This window comes from Flavobacterium sp., from assembly GCF_027482425.1.
In the GTDB taxonomy this organism is placed as follows: Bacteria; Bacteroidota; Bacteroidia; order Flavobacteriales; family Flavobacteriaceae; genus Flavobacterium.
Window position 1 is genome coordinate 1 of sequence record NZ_JAIXWA010000076.1, and the last position, 18397, is coordinate 18397.

The 18397-nt window shown below is 39.3% G+C and carries 16 protein-coding genes; 7 read left to right on the forward strand and 9 right to left on the reverse strand.

Annotation, left to right across the window (positions count from 1 at the left end):
- Nucleotides 1–1368, forward strand: a 1368-nt coding sequence (locus tag Q0037_RS11010) for a response regulator (protein ID WP_297518311.1), incomplete at its 5' end; no start/stop codon positions are given.
- Between the two features lie 2 nt (nucleotides 1369–1370).
- Here the strand turns inward: Q0037_RS11010 and Q0037_RS11015 are convergent.
- Both Q0037_RS11015 and Q0037_RS11020 read right to left on the reverse strand, forming a co-directional pair.
- Nucleotides 1371–2624, reverse strand: coding sequence for a DEAD/DEAH box helicase (locus Q0037_RS11015; protein WP_297518314.1), 1254 nt, complete (start codon nucleotides 2622–2624; stop codon nucleotides 1371–1373).
- 42 nt (nucleotides 2625–2666) lie between these two features.
- The gene (locus Q0037_RS11020) at nucleotides 2667–3704 is read right to left on the reverse strand and encodes a formimidoylglutamase (RefSeq protein ID WP_297518316.1); all 1038 of its coding nucleotides are present in this window, start codon (nucleotides 3702–3704) and stop codon (nucleotides 2667–2669) included.
- Between the two features lie 94 nt (nucleotides 3705–3798).
- Between Q0037_RS11020 and Q0037_RS11025 the strand changes: the two genes are divergently transcribed.
- Nucleotides 3799–4683: a hypothetical protein gene (locus Q0037_RS11025; RefSeq protein ID WP_297518319.1), complete on the forward strand. Its 885-nt coding sequence runs from the start codon at nucleotides 3799–3801 to the stop codon at nucleotides 4681–4683.
- Between the two features lie 47 nt (nucleotides 4684–4730).
- Here the strand turns inward: Q0037_RS11025 and hutI are convergent, their stop codons facing one another.
- A complete protein-coding gene (gene hutI, locus Q0037_RS11030) occupies nucleotides 4731–5966 on the reverse strand; it encodes an imidazolonepropionase (protein ID WP_297518321.1) in 1236 nt (411 codons plus the stop codon).
- Nucleotides 5967–6033: 67 nt separating this feature from the next.
- Here hutI and corA point away from each other — a divergent pair, with 67 nt between their 5' ends.
- Nucleotides 6034–7104, forward strand: a complete 1071-nt coding sequence (gene corA, locus Q0037_RS11035) for a magnesium/cobalt transporter CorA (protein ID WP_297518324.1) — start codon at nucleotides 6034–6036, stop codon at nucleotides 7102–7104.
- A gap of 96 nt (nucleotides 7105–7200) precedes the next feature.
- Nucleotides 7201–7368: a hypothetical protein gene (locus tag Q0037_RS11040; protein WP_200798319.1), complete on the forward strand. Its 168-nt coding sequence runs from the start codon at nucleotides 7201–7203 to the stop codon at nucleotides 7366–7368.
- A 51-nt stretch (nucleotides 7369–7419) separates the two neighbouring features.
- On the opposite strand, the gene Q0037_RS11045 is transcribed toward Q0037_RS11040, so the two are convergent.
- Nucleotides 7420–9891 carry an outer membrane beta-barrel family protein gene (locus Q0037_RS11045; RefSeq protein WP_297518331.1) on the reverse strand — a complete coding sequence of 824 codons (2472 nt, stop codon included), beginning with the start codon at nucleotides 9889–9891 and terminating at the stop codon, nucleotides 7420–7422.
- Between the two features lie 94 nt (nucleotides 9892–9985).
- Nucleotides 9986–10327: an arsenate reductase (glutaredoxin) gene (gene arsC, locus Q0037_RS11050; protein WP_297518334.1), complete on the reverse strand. Its 342-nt coding sequence runs from the start codon at nucleotides 10325–10327 to the stop codon at nucleotides 9986–9988.
- Between the two features lie 55 nt (nucleotides 10328–10382).
- On the opposite strand from arsC, the gene Q0037_RS11055 reads away from it, so the two are divergent.
- Together Q0037_RS11055 and Q0037_RS11060 are read left to right on the forward strand one after the other, a co-directional pair.
- Nucleotides 10383–11327, forward strand: coding sequence for a CPBP family intramembrane glutamic endopeptidase (locus Q0037_RS11055; RefSeq protein WP_297518337.1), 945 nt, complete (start codon nucleotides 10383–10385; stop codon nucleotides 11325–11327).
- The gene (locus Q0037_RS11060; protein WP_297518340.1) at nucleotides 11324–12367 is read left to right on the forward strand and encodes an AMP-binding protein; all 1044 of its coding nucleotides are present in this window, start codon (nucleotides 11324–11326) and stop codon (nucleotides 12365–12367) included. The genes Q0037_RS11055 and Q0037_RS11060 overlap by 4 nt, the downstream gene beginning before the upstream one ends.
- A gap of 12 nt (nucleotides 12368–12379) precedes the next feature.
- Here the strand turns inward: Q0037_RS11060 and Q0037_RS11065 are convergent, their stop codons facing one another.
- From Q0037_RS11065 to Q0037_RS11075, 3 genes are read right to left on the reverse strand one after another with little or no spacing between them, the layout of a single operon-like run.
- Nucleotides 12380–14002 carry a M1 family metallopeptidase gene (locus tag Q0037_RS11065; RefSeq protein WP_297518343.1) on the reverse strand — a complete coding sequence of 541 codons (1623 nt, stop codon included), beginning with the start codon at nucleotides 14000–14002 and terminating at the stop codon, nucleotides 12380–12382.
- Between the two features lie 7 nt (nucleotides 14003–14009).
- A complete protein-coding gene (locus Q0037_RS11070) occupies nucleotides 14010–14444 on the reverse strand; it encodes a hypothetical protein (RefSeq protein ID WP_297518345.1) in 435 nt (144 codons plus the stop codon).
- A gap of 38 nt (nucleotides 14445–14482) precedes the next feature.
- A complete protein-coding gene (locus Q0037_RS11075) occupies nucleotides 14483–16159 on the reverse strand; it encodes an RluA family pseudouridine synthase (RefSeq protein ID WP_297518348.1) in 1677 nt (558 codons plus the stop codon).
- 138 nt (nucleotides 16160–16297) lie between these two features.
- On the opposite strand from Q0037_RS11075, the gene Q0037_RS11080 reads away from it, so the two are divergent.
- Nucleotides 16298–17074: a prohibitin family protein gene (locus Q0037_RS11080; protein ID WP_297518351.1), complete on the forward strand. Its 777-nt coding sequence runs from the start codon at nucleotides 16298–16300 to the stop codon at nucleotides 17072–17074.
- A 79-nt stretch (nucleotides 17075–17153) separates the two neighbouring features.
- Here Q0037_RS11080 and Q0037_RS11085 read toward each other — a convergent pair.
- A partial coding sequence (locus Q0037_RS11085; RefSeq protein WP_297518353.1) for an acyl-CoA carboxylase subunit beta occupies nucleotides 17154–18397 on the reverse strand: 1244 nt, incomplete at its 5' end.

Sequence of the window (18397 nt, forward strand, 5' to 3'; positions counted from 1 at the left end):
GTAAAATTGGCGGGAAGTCAGCTAGAGATTGAAGACTATCAGCGACAAATCGACAAGATTGAAGACGAAAAATCACAGCAGAGTAAGGACTTAAAAGAGTCGAAACTTATTGTTTTAATGTTTGTGATTATTCTATTTATTCTTTTATTATTGCTCTTTTCGTTATATCGCAATTCGATTTTTAGAGATAAAACCTACCGCGAGTTACAACAAGCCTATGCCGAATTACAAATCGCAAAAGAAAAAGCTGAAGAAGCATCACAATTAAAAACTCAGTTTGTTTCTACCATAAGCCACGAATTGCGAACTCCTTTGTATGGCGTTGTTGGCATTACCAATATCATTTTGGACGAACATAAAGAGTTGGCGCACAGTCCGCATTTGAATTCTTTGAAATTCTCTGCACGTTATTTATTATCCTTGGTCAATGATTTATTACAAATCAATAAAATTGAAGAAAACAAAATTGTGTTGGAAAATATGATTTTCAACATTCCTGATGAAATCAATACTATTGTGGATTCGTTGGATTTTATCGCCAAGAAAAACAACAATACCTTAGTCAAAAATATTGATCCGGCCATACCAGAATTTTTGATTGGTGACAAATTACGTTTGTCGCAAGTTTTTATGAATTTGATCAGTAACGCTTTAAAGTTCACCAAAGATGGTACAGTGACCGTAACTGCACAATTGCAAGACGTAGTCGATTCCCGTTATTTCATCCATTTTTCAATTGCCGATACTGGAGTAGGAATTGCCCCCGAGGACCAAAAGAAGATTTTTGAAAAGTTTGTGCAAATCGAACGTAAAGAAGGAGATTACCAAGGTACTGGGCTCGGACTTTCGATCGTGCAAAAGTTGGTGGAGCTCTTCGGAAGTACAATTCAATTGGAAAGCGAAATCGGAAAAGGAACCAATTTTTCTTTCATATTAGCCTTTGATGCCGATGAAAAAAAACGCATCGAAATTATTAATAACATCGATGTTGATTTATCGACCGTGCAAGTGTATCGAATTTTGGTCGTGGAAGACAACAAAATCAATCAAATCGTCACCAAAAAGATATTGGAAAGCCACCATTTCAAATGTACCATTTTGGATGATGGTTATGCTGCTATTGATTTGTTGGAAAATGAACATTTTGATTTGGTACTCATGGACATCAATATGCCCATTATCAATGGTTTTGAAACCACAAAATTGATTCGAAAAAAAGGCATCGAAACGCCTGTAGTAGCTTTAACTGCCTTTGACAAACAAGAAATCACAGAACAAGCCCTGTCAAGCGGAATAAATGATATTATCATCAAGCCTTTCGAACCCTCGAAGCTATTTCAAGTGATTAGTACGTTAATTGAACGATAGCACTATCGTTTTCCGCCCGATTTTTTTCCGCGAAAAGAAAACTTTTTCTTATTTCTAAAATCTTTATTGGGAGTTCCTGAACTTACTGTGTTTTCATTCAACTTTACCGAAGCTGAATCTTTCCAAGGAAAAGCATGATTTTCGACTACTTTTATTTTTAAGCGAATTAATTTTTCAATCGCTTGCCAATATACCCATTCGTCTTTACCACACAAGGAAATCGCTTTTCCTTCTTTTCCAGCCCGCCCTGTACGGCCAATACGATGTACATAGGTGTCGGGAATATTGGGGATATCAAAGTTAATTACAAAGGGTAAGCTCTCAATGTCGAGACCTCGTGCTGCAATATCCGTTGCCGCGAGGAGTTGAATCTCTTTGTTTTTAAATTGTTCTAGTACCCGTTGACGCGCCGTTTGCGACTTGTCTCCATGAATGGCTTCGGCTTTGTAATGTTGTTTTTTTAAAAATTTCACCACATTGTCCGCTCCGTGTTTGGTTCGAGTGAAAATAAGAATTTGCTCCTCAGGATGCACTTGTAGGATTTCGTGGAGCAATTTACGTTTATCCTCTTTTTCAACTTGATAAACGTATTGGATGATTTTCTCTGCTGTTGAAGCAACAGGGGTCACGGTCACATATTGCGGTTGGGTCAAAAACTGTTCCGCCAACTCGCGAATAGGTAATGGCATCGTCGCCGAAAAGAGTAGTGTTTGACGATTATCGGGGGTTAATTTGACAATCTTTTTTACATCGTTGATAAATCCCATATCCAACATCAAGTCGGCTTCATCCAACACCAAATGATGCAAGTGATCAAGATTAACATGTCCTTGTTTATGCAAATCCAATAATCGCCCAGGTGTTGCTATCAATACATCCACCCCGCGTTTTAGTTGGTCTACTTGGGGCACCTGATTCACCCCGCCAAAAAGTACCGCAGACACAATATTGGTATATCGACCATAGGTGGCAAAACTTTCTTGAATTTGAATCGCTAATTCACGGGTAGGAGTAATGATTAAGGCGCGAATTAGTTTTCGTTTTTTAGCCGAACCCACAATGGGATGAATCTGATGAATGATGGGAATCGCAAAAGCGGCCGTTTTCCCCGTACCCGTTTGCGCACAACCCACCAAGTCATCTCCCTTTAGAATAACAGGGATCGCTTTTTGTTGAATTGGAGTAGGTTGCGTATAGCCTTCTTCTGCGAGGGCTTCTTGGATATTGCGTAATAAATGGAGGTCTTGAAATGTCATACAAAAGGCTGCATTAGCACAGCATCGTCGCAAAGATAGGGATTAATCCAAACTGTTTTTGGCTTTGATAAAATCCGTGACCAAATAGCCAATCAATTTGCCCACCATATGCTTGTTGGTTTCAAAGTCCAAAGCCGGTGCCCCTTCACAAATATGTAAGTAAGCGGCTTGTGTATGTTTTCCGAAAAAATAGACGAATTGGCGAACTTCTTCCACCGAAAAGCCACTAGGTGTCATGGCACTCGTGGGCACCATAGGTAAGGAGTCAAGATCAATTTCAACGCCATAAGTTTCCGATTTTATAAAATCAATGGCAATTTGCATTTCCAAACGAAAATCTTTCTCCCGACGAATATTCAAAGCGTCATAGGTATTATACATTACACGTTCCTTGAGCGATTTCAATTTGTCTAAAACATTCTTGGAAGTATAACTTTCGTGCAATCCGAAGATGAAATATTTTTTTAAAAAACCTTCCTCAAAAGCATACGAAAAACCATTTCCACTGTGTCGCCCTTCAAGAATACGAAAATCGGAATGGGCATCTAGATTGATAGCATTAATCGGTTTTCCTTTGGCTAGAGCCGTTCCTTTGATGTTACCATACGCATTATTATGACCGCCGCCTATGATAATCGGGATTTTACCATTTTGAACAATAAGACTGATGATATGCGATACTTCTTTGTCAATTTCACTAACCAACGTATGGAATGTCTTTCGATCGGCAGTCTCCGAAAATTGTAAAGAATCAGCTTGTTGATTTAAAGCCGTTACATTTAGCGTTCCTAAGATGAGGATTTGCGACCCTTTGCAAAAACGATTGTGTTGTATATTAGCAATGCTTCGAATCGCACTCTCCCAAGCGGTAGCTGCTCCCGGACGCCCTGAATTGGCTCGAACGCCAATGTCTTCAGGTATTCCAAACAATACAAACTGCGCTTCAGTCTTTTTTAGGTAGTCAACGATAGGTTCGTTTTCGGGAATTATTTGCATGCGTTCCCCAAATTTTACTTCTCCACTACGATGGTTGGTAATTTTAGACAAATCAGCAGCCGTAAATCGAATTAAATGTTCCATACAAAAAGTTAACGTCCAAAAATAATATAATTCCCAAAACCATCGTTATCCTCGTATTAATTATTAAATTTGTCTTACTACAAAAACTTTTGATATGGAAAATCAGAAAAGCAACTCTTCGTTAAAAGCGATTATTTTAATTCTTGCCCTCTTATTATTGGGTAGTTTGTTTTACATTTTCAAACTCACGACGGATACCCAGAATTTGGAAACAAAGGTTACGGCTGTTTCGACAGAAAAAGATAATGTTATCAAAGACCTTCAATCACTTAAAGCGACCTATGATGCCGCCATTGCCGAAAACACATCCATGTCGGATGAATTGATTGCCGAGCGCGAAAAAGTGGTGCAATTGATGGCCCAATTGGAAAAAGCCAAAGGGGATGCTGGTGCTTTGAAAAAGTATAAAGATCAATTCAAAGTACTAGAAGCCAAGATGAAAACATTAATGATGGAAGTCGAAACGTTGAAAGGCGAGAACCAGAAGTTGGCTAAAAATTTAGACAGTACAGCGGTTGTACTTCAAGATTCTAAAAATTACAACCAAGTTTTGGTAGGTCAAAACGAGCAATTGTCAAAAACGGTAGAAAAAGCATCAAAATTATCGGTATTGAATTTAAAAACTGCGGCTTACAAGCAAAAAAACTCTGGAAAACAAATTGAAACAGACAAAGCCAGTCGTGCCGATATTTTGAAAATTAGTTTCACTATTGCCGAAAATGCTGTGGCAAAGTCTGGGGATAAAAATTATTACGTGCAAATCATCGACTCGAAAAGCAACGTTTTGGGCGACAAAGAAACCGTGTCTTATGGGTCACAGTCGCTAACATATAGCTTCATTGCCAAAGTGAAGTATGAAAATAAAACCGTCGATGTAAGTCAGGATTTACCTGGGAAAAGTTTTGAAAAAGGAACCTATTTTGTAAACATTTTTGACAAAGGCGAATTGGTTTCTAAATCGAGTTTTACGCTTCGTTAATATTTTCTATCGATACAAAAAAGTCCGAACACAAATTCGGACTTTTTTTATGGAATCAACACACCGTTTAAAAAAATCTTAGCAATGCGGTTGGAGCCGAAAGCATAGGGTAATTCATGGTAGTGAATATTTGGTTGGGTAAGAATAAAGTTGGCTTTTTTACCACGTGTTATGCTTCCATGAGTGGCACTAATTTCCATAGCATAGGCGGCATTGATAGTCGCAGCATTAATGGCTTCTTCAGGTGTCATTTTCATTTTGATACATGCGGTGGCCACTACAAAATTCATATTTCCACTGGGCGAAGTCCCCGGATTGAAATCGGAAGCCAATGCTAATGGCAGTCCCGCTTGAAGTATCTGACGGGCAGGTGTGTAGGGGATGCTAATAAAATAAGAACAGGAGGGTAGCGCTACAGGCATGGTTCCTGATCCTTGTAAAGCTGTAATATCTTCATCCGTAACAAGTTCCAAATGATCTACCGATAAGGCATTATGGTGCACGGCGGCTGCAATACCCCCAATAGCCGTAAATTGATTGACATGAATTTTAGGTCGTAATCCATACTGATTCCCTAAAGCCATCAATCGTTCGGTTTCTTCCACAGTAAAATAGCCCGTTTCACAAAAAACATCGATATAATCGGCCAATTTCTCTTCGGCAATTTGGGGTATGATGGTTTCTAACAGTTGTAAATATCCTTCACGGTTTTCTTTATACGCTAGGGGAAGGGCATGTGCACCAAGGAAAGTGGCTTTTATAGTCATGGGATAATTTTCGCGCAACCGTTGAATCACGCGTAGCATTTTTAACTCTCCCTCAACCGTCAGTCCATATCCCGATTTGATTTCTACCGCTCCTGTTCCTTGCCGTATAATTTCCTCCAAACGAACCGCAGATTCACAATACAATTGGTCTTCCTCAATTGCATTGAGTCGAGTCGCCGAATTTAATATTCCGCCACCTCGTTGCGCAATTTCAGCATACGAAAGTCCGTTAATGCGATCGACAAATTCTTGCACCCGATTGCCGGCAAACACCAAATGGGTATGACTATCAATCCAAGAGGGAATAAGTGTGCCGTGTTGGGCATCGATAATCAAGGCATCTTCGAGGGTAGGGCAATCACTCATCGGTCCAAAGTCAAGGATAATATCGTTTTCAATGAGTACAAAAGCCTCGTCCAAAAAAGGCAAATCGGCCATAGCTGCCCCTGATACTTTGTCAATCCCAGGTTCTCTAACTTGGAGCAGTGTTTTTATATGAATAATTAAAGTTCGCATGAGGATATTTTTGGTAAAAATACTTTTAAAAACGATTTATTTCTAACTTTAGTCCAAATTCCTTCAGGTGCGAAAGATTAGTTATAAAAAAGGGCGCAAAGTACAGCCCACCTTGCTAGAATATACAGGGAGTCACAAAAGTGTGAAAACAGAGCTGCAGCTTTTTGTTTACGATTCAGACACGATAACCGAGTTTGAAAAGTTTCATGTAGACGCGTTCGAATCTTCCTTTATTATCCAAAAAGTAAACTGGTTGAATGTACACGGATTGAATGACACATCGATTATTCAACGAATTGGCGATTTTTTGAAGGTAGATGCCTTCATGCTATCGGATATTTTGAATACGACCAAGCGCACCAAATTGGATGAATACCACGACGTTCTTTTTTTTAATATCAAATCACTTCTCCCGATTGAACATTCGGATAACATCCAAGTGGAGCAAATCAGTTTTTTATTGAAGAAGAATTGTTTGGCTTCCTTTCAAGAAAAACGAAGCGATTTCTTTAGTCATCTTCGGGAACGTTTGCGCATGCATTCGGGTATTGTGCGTGAAAAAGGAGCCGATTATCTGCTGTATTTGATGTTGGATGCGGTTATGGAGAATTTTTACATTACTATTGAAAATGAAGAAGATAAAGTCGAGGAATTAATTAATTTATCTAAGACCCATTCCCGACCCATTGTTTTGGAGCAAATTGAAAAACATCGCGATAATTTTAATTTTTTAAAGCGTTCCATTGTGCCTTTACGCGATTCTTTGTATTCCATAAAGACCATCAAAGACGACGATGTATTTAATGCCATTGCTCATGAAAATTATAGTTTTTTTGACCGTTTGTATCAGAAGGCGCAGGAGTTATTAGAGCAAATCGATTATGATATGACTACGTTGGATAGTGCTTCCAATTTTTATTTTGCCTCTCAAAGTCAAAAGATGAATGAGGTGATGAAAACGTTAACCGTGGTATCCGTCTTTTTTATGCCACTGACTTTTATCGTTGGAGTATATGGAATGAATTTCGATCACATGCCTGAATTGCATTGGAAATATGGGTATTTCATCATTCTTGGAGTGATGTTTGTATTGCTTCTCGGGATGATTATTTATTTTAAAAAGCGCAAATGGTTCTAATGTTCATAATCTGGTGAATAAAATCCCATGAATTATTGGTCATTTGAATATTAAGGCGTAATTTTGGAAGGAATTCACAAATTATTCCGGAAAACAATGTTTGAATTTCAACAGTACCTCGGTTTTCTTCTTTTCCTTACGATTCTCACAGCCGGTTTTTGGTTGATGATTTTCTTAATTCACTTTGTTTTTTACTGGGTGTTTGGAGTAACAAAAGAGTTGCTTCAGGAGCGAAAAGAGAAAAAAGCTTTAGAACAAGCGTAATCGTTATGTTTTAAAAAAAAGTCCCGATTGTTCGGGACTTTTTTTATGTTCTTATCCGGCATATTCGCCACCATCACCATCTTCACCACCGCGTCGGGGACGGTTGTTTTCCCGTTCGTTTTTGGTTTTGTTAAAGCGATACGTGAATGACAATGTAATTTGACGCACACGCCATTGCATTGCTCCATCGGTTTCTACTTGACCGTCGATAAAGTTTTCGTAGCGACGCACCCGAGAGTTAAAGACGTCGTTGATATTTAAGGCCACTGTAGCTTTATCTTTGAGAACATCTTTACTGAAACCTAAATTCATGGCAAAGATTCCTTTATTTAACCCTTGCGCCGTCGTTTGAGGGCCATTGTAATTTATATTTGTTTGCCAATCTACTTTTCCTGGTAAGGTTAGTTTAGAATTGACCCGTGCCGACCATGTATTGGCAACGTTGGCAAAATCAATTACCCGCTCAATGTTGGTGGACGTTAGATAACGATATACCCCAACCGTTTCCAATCGGAAAAAGTTGAAGTTAGTATTCACACGCCACCATTTGTAAGGTGTATAGTTAAAGTTAAATTCAAAACCGGTGCGATATTCTGTAGATAAATTCACAGGAGTAGTTACAATCACGGGTGTAGAACCCACAAATTCACCACTTTCACGTCGAACATATTGCACATTATCAACCGTTCTGTTGAAATACACGGAGGTGTTGAAGGTCAATTTGTTCCAACGTTTTAAGAATCCTAAATCATACGCATCGGTTCGTGAAGGATCCAAATCGGGATTTCCTTGAAACAAGTTAATGTTGCTTGAATAGCTGCTAAAAGGATTGATTTCACGACCGCGGGGACGGTTAATTCGTTTGCTGTAGTTTACTGAAATGTTCGAAGTGGCATCAAATTCGTAGGCAATAGTTCCCGAGGGGAAAAAGTTACCATACACTTTATTGGCATAAATATTTGACGTTACTTGATCAACTACAATGTCTGAATGTTCGTAACGCAATCCCGCCAAAAACGAAAATTTCTTCCATTTGGTACCAAACTGGGAGTATACGGCATTTACATTTTCAATATAATTTAGAAAATTAGTAAAGAACGTATTCAAAACACCATCATTCAACACGGTATAGTCGGTGGCTAAATCCAAAAAGTTTCCACGGTATCCTGCTTCAAACTGACTTTCTTTGTTTTTTCCAAAAGGTAAAACGTAGTCGGCTTGCAATAATAAACGATCTTGCCGTTGAATATTGATCGATTGATCCAAAAAGACAGCGGGATTAATCGTTGAGAAATTCTTGATATCGGCGGTGTTGTCATCTTTGTTTTTTGAAATAGAAAAATCAACGGTCAACTTATGGCCATCGCCTTTGAAATTGCGAATTAAGTTGGAAGCAAACTCGATATTTTCACTGCGTGTATCTTCAAAATTATCACGGAATAGTGTCCCTGTAAACACGCGATTGGCATCGTAGGTCACTTGATCGACATCATCTTCTGTGGTTCCGGTATTACGGCGGTAGTTTACACTATTGGTCCAAGTCGTTTGTTTGTCCAAAAACCAGTCAAAACCAAAGTTTCCATTATACCCTTTACTGAATCGATCGGTATCGCGTGTTTCGTCAATGAAATCTCTAGTTTCATTGGTGGGCGTCAAATAACGACTATCCATACGGAACTTTCCGGGATTGTTGCGGTAGTTGTATCCTTGATTGGTAAAGAAGTTAAATTCTTTGGATTTGAAATTAATCGCTGCTGTTAAACCGTGGTTGTCGGGTACACCTGTGGTTGCCATGATGTTTCCATTAATGCCGTTGGTTTTACCTTTTTTAAGTATAATATTCAAAATACCACCACCCCCTTCGGCATCATAGCGTGCAGAAGGATTAGTAATGACTTCCACTTTATCGATGGCATCGGCGGGTATCATGCGTAAAGCATCGGTCATACTAATCGCATTGGAGGGACGACCATCGATGAGAATACGAACGTTTTCATTACCACGAAGACTCACATTACCTTCCGCATCGACCGCCACAGAGGGGATGTTATCCAAGACATCACTCACCGTTCCCCCTTTTACCATGAGGTCTTGCCCCACATTGTAAACTTTTTTGTCCAACTTAATTTCAACGGTTGTTTTTTCTTTACGAACCACCACTTCATCCAATTGGGTCGCGGCGTCTTCTAATGCAATCGTTCCCAAATCCGTATCGGCTTGTAGGGTTTTATTGGGTAATACTTTGGGTTTGAACGATAAGAATTCAATGTTAACGGTATAAGTGCCTAGGGGAACTTCAATGGCGAAGGCTCCTTTGACATCGGTTAAACCTCCCGTTACAACTTTGTTCGTTTGAGTGTTTATAAAGCGAACTTCAGTGTATTCTAAAGGTTGTTTGGTGGTTTGGGCCACAACGGTCCCAGTTACTTTTACTTTTTTGCCACCCCCCGGACGCTCTTGAGCGTTAGCGTATAATCCGGCGATAAGTGCAAAAGAAGTGAGTAAAACTTTTGCTAATTTCATGTATGTATTTTTTTGCTTTCCTGTTGGGTGCAAAATTAGAAGAACTTGAGGGCATGGTTGCCAAAGTTTTGTTAATCTTAAATGTCAGCAATCTTTAAAATAAGTCGTCAATACGTTCCAACGGACGCGCAATTACAGCCTTATCACCTTTCACTACAATGGGCCTTTCCATCAAAATAGGATGTTGCACTATGGCATCAATGATTTCATTTTCAGAAAGTTCTTTTCCGCTATAGTTTGTAATCCAAATGGGTTCTTTGGTGCGCACTAATTCCAATGCACTACAATTCAATTTTTGTAGTAATGTTGTAATTGCCTTATGATCTAAAGGAGCTTGAAGGTATTGCACTATATTAATATCCTCGAATATTGTTTCAAAATGGCGCACACAATCGCGGGACTTGCCACAACGAGGATTGTGATAAATTGTGATCATAGTCATGATTTTATTAGGCTAAAATAACTAAATTGCTACAATTAAATTAAGTTGTATGACATCACTTTTTGGGTTGGAACGGCCGGTTAATTTCGGTTGGTATATTTTGGGTTCTCTTATTGTCTTTTTAGCTTCGGTGATAGGACAAATTCCATTTACGGTGGCTATTACCATTAAAACAATGGCTTCAGGAAAGGGTTTACCCAAAACAATGAAAGAAATGTTGCAAGTTATGGACTTAAATCTGTCCTTATTTTTATTACTTCTCACTTTTGCTATCGCTTTTTTTGGTTTTTACATTGTGATTCGTTTTATGCACAAACAAACCTTGCGAAGTATCGCTACATCACGAATGCAATTGGATTGGAAACGTGTCTTTACCGCTTTTTCCATTTGGGCCATAGTCACCGTTTTTATTACTATTGTTTCATATAAAGCCACTGACACGACAATGGTATGGAACTTTCAACCCGAGCGGTTTTTGATTTTAGCCTTAATTGCAGTGGCATTTATACCTATACAAACCTCATTGGAAGAATTTTTATTTCGAGGGTATCTCATGCAAGGATTTGCTCAATTGTACCCACATCGCTGGTTTCCTCTGTTTTGGACATCGCTTATTTTCGGTCTGTTACATATTACCAATCCTGAAGTGGAGGCCTTAGGCTATGTTGTCTTGTTTTATTATGTGGGCACAGGATTGTTTTTGGGAATCATTACGTTGATGGATGAAGGCATGGAATTAGCCCTCGGATTTCATGCGGCTAATAATCTTATGGCGGCGTTATTGATTACTTCCGACAGTTCTATTTTTCAAACGTATGCAATTTTTAAAGACACTGAAAAACCTCAGTTGAGTTTGGAACTGTTTTTACCTTTGTTGGTATTGTATCCGTTATTGCTTTTTATTTTTTCAAAACTATACCGTTGGACCAACTGGAAGCAACGCTTGGCAGGTCCCATTTTAATTCCTGACCCAATAAAAACGCCTAAGTCATGACACCTCATTTTACCAACGTCCACAATCAATTTAAATTAAACGGTTTTCACTTAGACCGTGATGATTTATGTCGTGTTGCCTACAGTTTTATCAAAGAAGGTGAAGAATTTGAAAAGCCAGTTGGAGAATTCCTTTTGGATTGGTTTGATGAAAAACCGTATATCGAAATGCAAACTTCGGGTTCAACAGGTGTTCCCAAAATTATTCGTGTTGACAAACAAGCTATGGTTCATTCGGCCATTGCCACAGGTGATTTTTTTGATTTAAAACCAGGCGATCGTGCGTTGCAGTGCTTACCTGTAAAATATGTCGCTGGTAAAATGATGCTTATCCGTTCTATCGTTTTAGGATTGGATTTAGATTATGTGGCACCAACGTCACATCCCATGGAGCGATTGGATGATAAATATGACTTTGCAGCCATGGTGCCTTTACAAGCCCAATGTTCTATTCCGAAATTAGCACAAATCAAGAAGTTAATCGTTGGTGGAGCACGAATTAATGCCGTATTGGAGCAACAATTAATGCAGTTGCCTACTCAAGTATTTGAAACCTATGGCATGACCGAAACCATAACTCATATTGCCGCCAAGCGCGTAGGCGAGAAGGCCTTTACGGTTTTGCCTCACGTAACCATTTCCTATGATGAAAGAAATTGTTTGGTGATTCATGCCCCTCACATCATTGCTGAGGAAACGGTTGTAACCAACGATTTGGTGGAGTTAGTCAATGAAAATCAATTTGTTTTTTTAGGACGAATCGACAACATTATTAATAGTGGTGGGGTAAAAATTTTACCCGAACAAGTAGAGCATAAGCTGGATGGTAAACTCGACCGGCGCTTTTTTATTTCAAGCGAAGAGGATGCTGAATTGGGGGATAAAGTAGTTTTAATTGTTGAAGGCGAACCTTTTGATATTTCTCCCCAAATATTTGATGTGCTTGACAAATACGAACGGCCCAAAGCCATTCATTTTATCCCTCAATTTACGGAAACAGAAAACGGTAAAATTATTCGCAAAGCAAGTTTGCAACAATAATGTATCATTTTTTTATTCGTTTTTTTCAAGATTAAATTTGACAAAAAACTTTTGATGATCCACGGTTACAATCGCATCTTTCTTCATTTTAATTCGTGTTCGTGTCCAATCCGATTGTGGTGTAATTTGATGCGCTGTGCCGTTGACGTTTAGCGTTATTGGCATAGCAAATGAAGTGGCATCGGCTTCCCATCGGGCCTCCAAACGTTTTCCGCGCGAACGTACATGCAAAATGGGTAGGCGCGTATGTCGTAAATATTGATTGAAAACTGGAGTCCAATTGATACCGGAGGCTTCGTTAAAGAATTGTACAACCGTTTCTGTATCTATAATTTTGTGCTTGAAAGTTTGACAATAATCCCAAATCATTTTCCACCAAAGGGTATCGTTATTTAGTGCATGTCGAATCGTATGGAGTAGTAAGGCGCCTTTGGGATACATATCACCCGAACCCTCTTGATTGACACCATAAGGTCCTATGATTGGGCGGTCGTGGGCCACATTGCGACGTAAACCAAAGGCATACTTCAACATCTTTTCATACCCTAACTGACATTCAATAAACACGAGTTCGCTATATTGGGTGAACCCTTCATGAATCCACATATCAGCGATATCGCGCGAAGTGATGCTATTCCCAAACCATTCATGACCACTTTCGTGAATCGTGATATAATCAAAGGTGAGCCCTACGCCACTGCCCGATAAATCCATCCCACGATACCCTTTTAGGAAATTATTTCCATAGGCTACCGCACTTTGGTGTTCCATACCCAAATAGGGGGTTTCGACCAATTTATACCCATCCTCTTTAAAGGGATAGGGACCAAATTTGGACTGAAAGCACGACAGCATGGGTTTCACTTCTTCAAAGTGCTTCATGGCTTTTTCGCGATTGTAATCCAGAACATAATAGTCAATATCTAAGTCCTCTAAACGGTCTGTGATTCGGGTATAATGTCCAATATTTAGTGTGATATTATAGGAGTTAATCGGATTCAATACCTCCCAATCCCAGCGGGTGTACCCGTCATTCAATGGGGTCGATCCTTTCCATCGGCCGTTGGAGACATTCATCAGTTCGTTGGGGACGGCAACCTTGAGCAATACCCCTTGTTCGGGTTCGTCACTTTGCCCATCTTTAACAGGATACCATACAGACGCTCCGGTACCTTGTACGGCGACCCCAATCCAAGGACGATTTAATTTGTCTTTGGAAAACACAAAACCGCCATCCCAAGGAGCTTGACGTGCAATAATCGGGTTCCCCGAATAATAAAATGTAAGTTGTTCGGTTGCTCCTGGGGGTAATATTTCGGGAAAATCAATAAAAATAGCATTGAATTCGCGGGTATACGATAGTTTTTTTGTTTGCCAAAGGATAGAATCCACTTGCATGTTGGCAAACAAGTCCAACTGAATACGCTTTGTGGCTTCAACAACATCAAATCGAATGAAATTATGTCCCGAAATGAATTTTTTCTCCGGATTTACACGAATATCAATTTCATAGCGCTTAACATCAAAACAAAGCCGCTCTTTCGGAAATCCACCCATGAGGGAGTCTTTTCGGGTAAAGGGTTGAGCAATTCCAACGTGTGAACTTAAAACAAGTAGGAGTATGAAAAAGCGCATAAATACATTATTTCATAATGCGAAAAACGCCATTGGTGATGGAAATTTGAATATTTGGGTCACTATCTTTTCGGAAAACACCACTAAAAGTCCCTTCGATTCGCTCCGCGTCATTTACAGAAATATTGGTTGTAAAATTAGTTCCTGGTAAATAATTTAAAGCTTGATGCTTAATTTCTATGGTTTGAATAATACTTGATCCTGTCCCTGAATCATTTACAAAAATCACACAATTATTAGCGCCGTCATGGGTTCCAGTAGCTTTCAACGTATTGGATGCACTATAAATATAGCTAACATTAGTTGTGGTTTTTGTTGTGTTGTCTACACTGTATTCCATGAAAGAAATATTCAAATTTGGTGGAGTATTGGGTGCAGATTCATCATTAGAACATCCAAATAAGATAAGGAGTAGAGGGAGTAAAAGTAATTTTTTCATCATTTTTTTCTTTTGGGTAAAAATAACAATTATTCCACAAACTAATATTCTATTTGCATTTTATAAAAAGGAGGATTACAATTGAGCAGCATTCTTTTTTTTAAAATAGGATGCCAAAAAATCAATTCGTATGCGTGTAAGTAAAGTCGATCTGCTTTTGAACCATATAAATCATCGCCTTTAATCGGAGAGTTGAGTCCACTAGAATGGGCGGCATGTACCCGCAATTGATGTGTTCTACCGGTGATGGGTTTAAATTCAACCACTACATTTTTTTCATCTTTTTGCAAAATCTTCCAATGTGTTTTAGCAGGTTTTCCATAGGTTTCACAAACGATTTGATGGGGTCGGTTGTCCAAATCCACGCGTAATGGTAAATCGATAGTACCTGAATTATTTTGGGGAATGCCTTCTAAAATGGCGATATATTTTTTTTCAATTTTTCTAGAGATGAATTGGTACTGCAATTTTTTATGTATTTCTTGTGTCTTTGCTATCAGAAGCAGTCCCGAAGTCGCTTGGTCCAAACGATGCACCAATAAAGGGCCGGTTGCTTCAGGATATTGCTTTTTTAAACGGGTGAATACAGAATCTTTAATGCTTTTGCCTGGCGTTGATAACAACGATTCGGGTTTATTTATCACCATGAGAAATGCGTCTTCGTATACAATTTCCAAGGTTTTTGTTTGCCCCTCATTCACTAAAAACGGATTGTCTTCGAGTGGGATTCCCTCAAGCATGTGGGACAGAATAGGGGCGCATTTGCCTGTACAAGCGGGATAAAACTGTTGATGCTTTCTGATTTCTGACTTAGGTGATTGTCCCCACCAAAATTCAGCCATAGCAATAGGGGTCAGCTGATGTTGAAAGGCATAATGCAGCAATTTTGGAGCGGCACATTCGCCTGCACCAGCCGGTGGATTTCCCTCAAATAGGTCCAACAAATTTTTAGTAGCGCCAAATTGATTGAGAAATGTATATTCAGAAAACAGTTGATTTTGCAATTGGGCTGATCGTTGCCGCCGTTCCTCTTTTAGCGATTCAATTTCTTGTTCCCATCGATGAAAAGTTGCTTGAGCTGCTTCAAGTTTTGTCTTCCATTCCAATTGTAAATGGCGCAACCGAATGTTTTCCATTTGACTTTCCTGAATCAAATGGTGCAGTGCTTCATCTGATAAATCGGGATTGTTTGAACGAAAATCGGCTCTTCGTTGCTTATTTTGCTTTTGAAGTAACTTATATGCAGCTATTTCTTTAGAGGCTATATTGTGCAATAATTCTTTATTCGCTTTGGCTTCCAACCCTTCGGGAGAAGCTTCTTTTTGGATAATTTTTTCGTTTAAAGTATTCAAAACTAATTCTTCTTTTTTGAAATACCCTTTGTCAGAAAGCATATCATATACGGTGGGGACAAATTTGGGCCAATGATTCTGATCCGCTAATTTTCCTGAAAATGCCCATAGCTGTCCCAGTTCTCCAGAGGCAGTTTGCACCACCAAAACACCAAACATTTTCCCAATTACAAAGCCGCTTTGATTTTCTCTCAATCCAAAATTATGGTCAAAATCAGTTTGTTGCTCCAAATAGGTCTGAAGATCCATTGCCGCCCTACGACTTAATTCATGGGGCTCATAGAAAAATGGAAACGTAAATTTTTCAGGTATCGAAATGCCTTTTATTGAAGTCGTAAATGGAATAAAATGTGTGGGTTGTTCCATGGGTTAAAACTAGTCATTCCTTGGGAAAAGAAAAGTAATGAATTGGTGAAAATTAAGATTTTTATAATAAAAAATTGGGATTTTATTGGGAGTTAACTGAAAGTAATACTTTTAAATTTGAAATAAAAACTTTTGACTATGAAAAAATTACTTTTACTTTCAGGCCTCGCGTTACTTTCTGTCAGTTGTGCTGTGGTTCGTCCTGGTGAGGTGGGCATTCGTCAGAAAATGGGGAAATTATCCGATAAAATTCACACCCAGGGCGCCGTGTTTTTCAACCCTTTCACTTCCAAAGTGGTGAAGACATCTATTCAAACGAATGATTTAGAATTGACGCTGAGTTTGCCTAGTAAAGAAGGACTTAGTATTAGTTCGCAAATTTCGATTTTATACCGTTTGGATCAAGAAAAAGTTCCCAATATTATTCGCAATTTGGGATTGGGTTATGAAGGGATTATTTCCAATGTATTTCGTTCAGCTTCAGCCGATGTTTGTGCCCGCTTTTTTGCTAAGGACATGCACTCGGGTATGCGTTCCAATATTGAAGAGGAAATCCGGAAACAAATGGATATCATTCTTGGACCCCAAGGGATTCGCATCGAATCGGTTTTGTTAAAAAGTATTCAACTTCCCGATGGATTGGCCAAGTCAATTGAGCGTAAATTACAAGCAGAACAAGAAGCTATGCGTATGGAATTTGTGTTGCAACAAGAAAAATTGGAAGCGGATCGCGTTATTATTCAAGCGAAAGGAACCCGTGATGCGCAGAAAATTTTAGCCGAAGGGTTATCGCAAGAAATCATAAAACTCCGCAGTATAGAAGCGTTTTTGGAATTGGCAAAATCCAATAATAGTAAAATCATCATCACCGATGGAAAAGCACCGTTCTTGGTAGGAGGTGAGGAAAAACCATAAAAATTTGTTAGGTTTCTATAAACGAAAATGCCCCGTAGTTTCTGGCTCGGGGCATTTTTTTATCGTAAATTATTAGAACTTAAACCTGAATCACGCCTAAGTTGAATTTCTTTTCTATGGGTGCATGGTTAGCCGCTTCAATTCCCATAGAAATCCATGTTCGCGTTTCCAACGGATCAATAATGGCATCGGTCCACAATCGCGCAGCAGCGTAGTAGGGGGAAACCTGTGCATCGTAGCGTGCTTTGATGCGGTCAAATAACTCTTGTTCTTTTACTTCATCAACTAATTCTCCTTTCGCTTTGAGTGAAGCCGCTTCAATTTGCATCAATACTTTTGCTGCTTGAGCGCCTCCCATCACCGCCAATTCGGCACTGGGCCAAGCGACAATAAGACGTGGGTCGTACGCTTTTCCACACATGGCATAATTGCCAGCTCCATACGAATTTCCGATAACAATGGTAAATTTAGGCACTACTGAGTTGGATACCGCATTTACCATTTTGGCTCCATCTTTAATGATGCCGCCGTGTTCACTTTTGGACCCCACCATAAATCCGGTGACATCTTGTAAAAAAACTAAGGGGATTTTCTTTTGGTTGCAATTAGCGATAAATCGAGTGGCTTTGTCAGCACTATCCGAATAGATAACACCTCCAAATTGCAATTCCCCTTTCTTAGTTTTGGAAACCGTGCGTTGGTTGGCTACAATGCCTACAGCCCAACCGTCAATACGAGCATACCCCGTAATGATGGATTGACCGTACCCCGCTTTATATTCATCAAATTCCGATTGATCGACCAAGCGTTTGATGATTTCCATCATATTGTATTGATCGGAACGTGATTTGGGTAAAATTCCATAAATATCACTGGGTTCTAGGGCTGGTTTTTCCGCTTTAATACGATCGAAACCGGCTTGTTCGTAGGCACCTATTTTTTGTACCACTCGACGAATTCGGTCCAAAGCATCTTTGTCATCTTTGGCTTTATAATCGGTTACCCCCGATATTTCGCAATGAGTAGTGGCTCCTCCTAAAGTTTCATTATCAATGTTTTCCCCAATAGCAGCTTTGACCAAATAACTCCCCGCCAAGAAAATGCTTCCTGTTTTATCTACGATTAGCGCTTCATCACTCATAATGGGTAAGTAAGCGCCTCCCGCAACACAACTGCCCATGACCGCAGCAATTTGGGTAATGCCCATACTACTCATGATGGCATTGTTACGGAATATACGTCCAAAATGTTCTTTATCGGGGAAAATTTCGTCTTGCATAGGCAAATACACACCGGCCGAATCCACTAAGTAGATAATAGGCA

Coding starts and splice junctions, on each gene's coding strand:
- Q0037_RS11015 (WP_297518314.1), bottom strand. CDS start 2,624: ATGACATTTCAAGACCTCCATTTATTACGCAATATCCAAGAAGCCCTC.
- Q0037_RS11020 (WP_297518316.1), bottom strand. CDS start 3,704: ATGGAACATTTAATTCGATTTACGGCTGCTGATTTGTCTAAAATTACC.
- Q0037_RS11025 (WP_297518319.1), top strand. CDS start 3,799: ATGGAAAATCAGAAAAGCAACTCTTCGTTAAAAGCGATTATTTTAATT.
- hutI (WP_297518321.1), bottom strand. CDS start 5,966: ATGCGAACTTTAATTATTCATATAAAAACACTGCTCCAAGTTAGAGAA.
- Q0037_RS11040 (WP_200798319.1), top strand. CDS start 7,201: ATGTTTGAATTTCAACAGTACCTCGGTTTTCTTCTTTTCCTTACGATT.
- Q0037_RS11045 (WP_297518331.1), bottom strand. CDS start 9,891: ATGAAATTAGCAAAAGTTTTACTCACTTCTTTTGCACTTATCGCCGGA.
- arsC (WP_297518334.1), bottom strand. CDS start 10,327: ATGATCACAATTTATCACAATCCTCGTTGTGGCAAGTCCCGCGATTGT.
- Q0037_RS11055 (WP_297518337.1), top strand. CDS start 10,383: ATGACATCACTTTTTGGGTTGGAACGGCCGGTTAATTTCGGTTGGTAT.
- Q0037_RS11060 (WP_297518340.1), top strand. CDS start 11,324: ATGACACCTCATTTTACCAACGTCCACAATCAATTTAAATTAAACGGT.
- Q0037_RS11065 (WP_297518343.1), bottom strand. CDS start 14,002: ATGCGCTTTTTCATACTCCTACTTGTTTTAAGTTCACACGTTGGAATT.
- Q0037_RS11070 (WP_297518345.1), bottom strand. CDS start 14,444: ATGATGAAAAAATTACTTTTACTCCCTCTACTCCTTATCTTATTTGGA.
- Q0037_RS11075 (WP_297518348.1), bottom strand. CDS start 16,159: ATGGAACAACCCACACATTTTATTCCATTTACGACTTCAATAAAAGGC.
- Q0037_RS11080 (WP_297518351.1), top strand. CDS start 16,298: ATGAAAAAATTACTTTTACTTTCAGGCCTCGCGTTACTTTCTGTCAGT.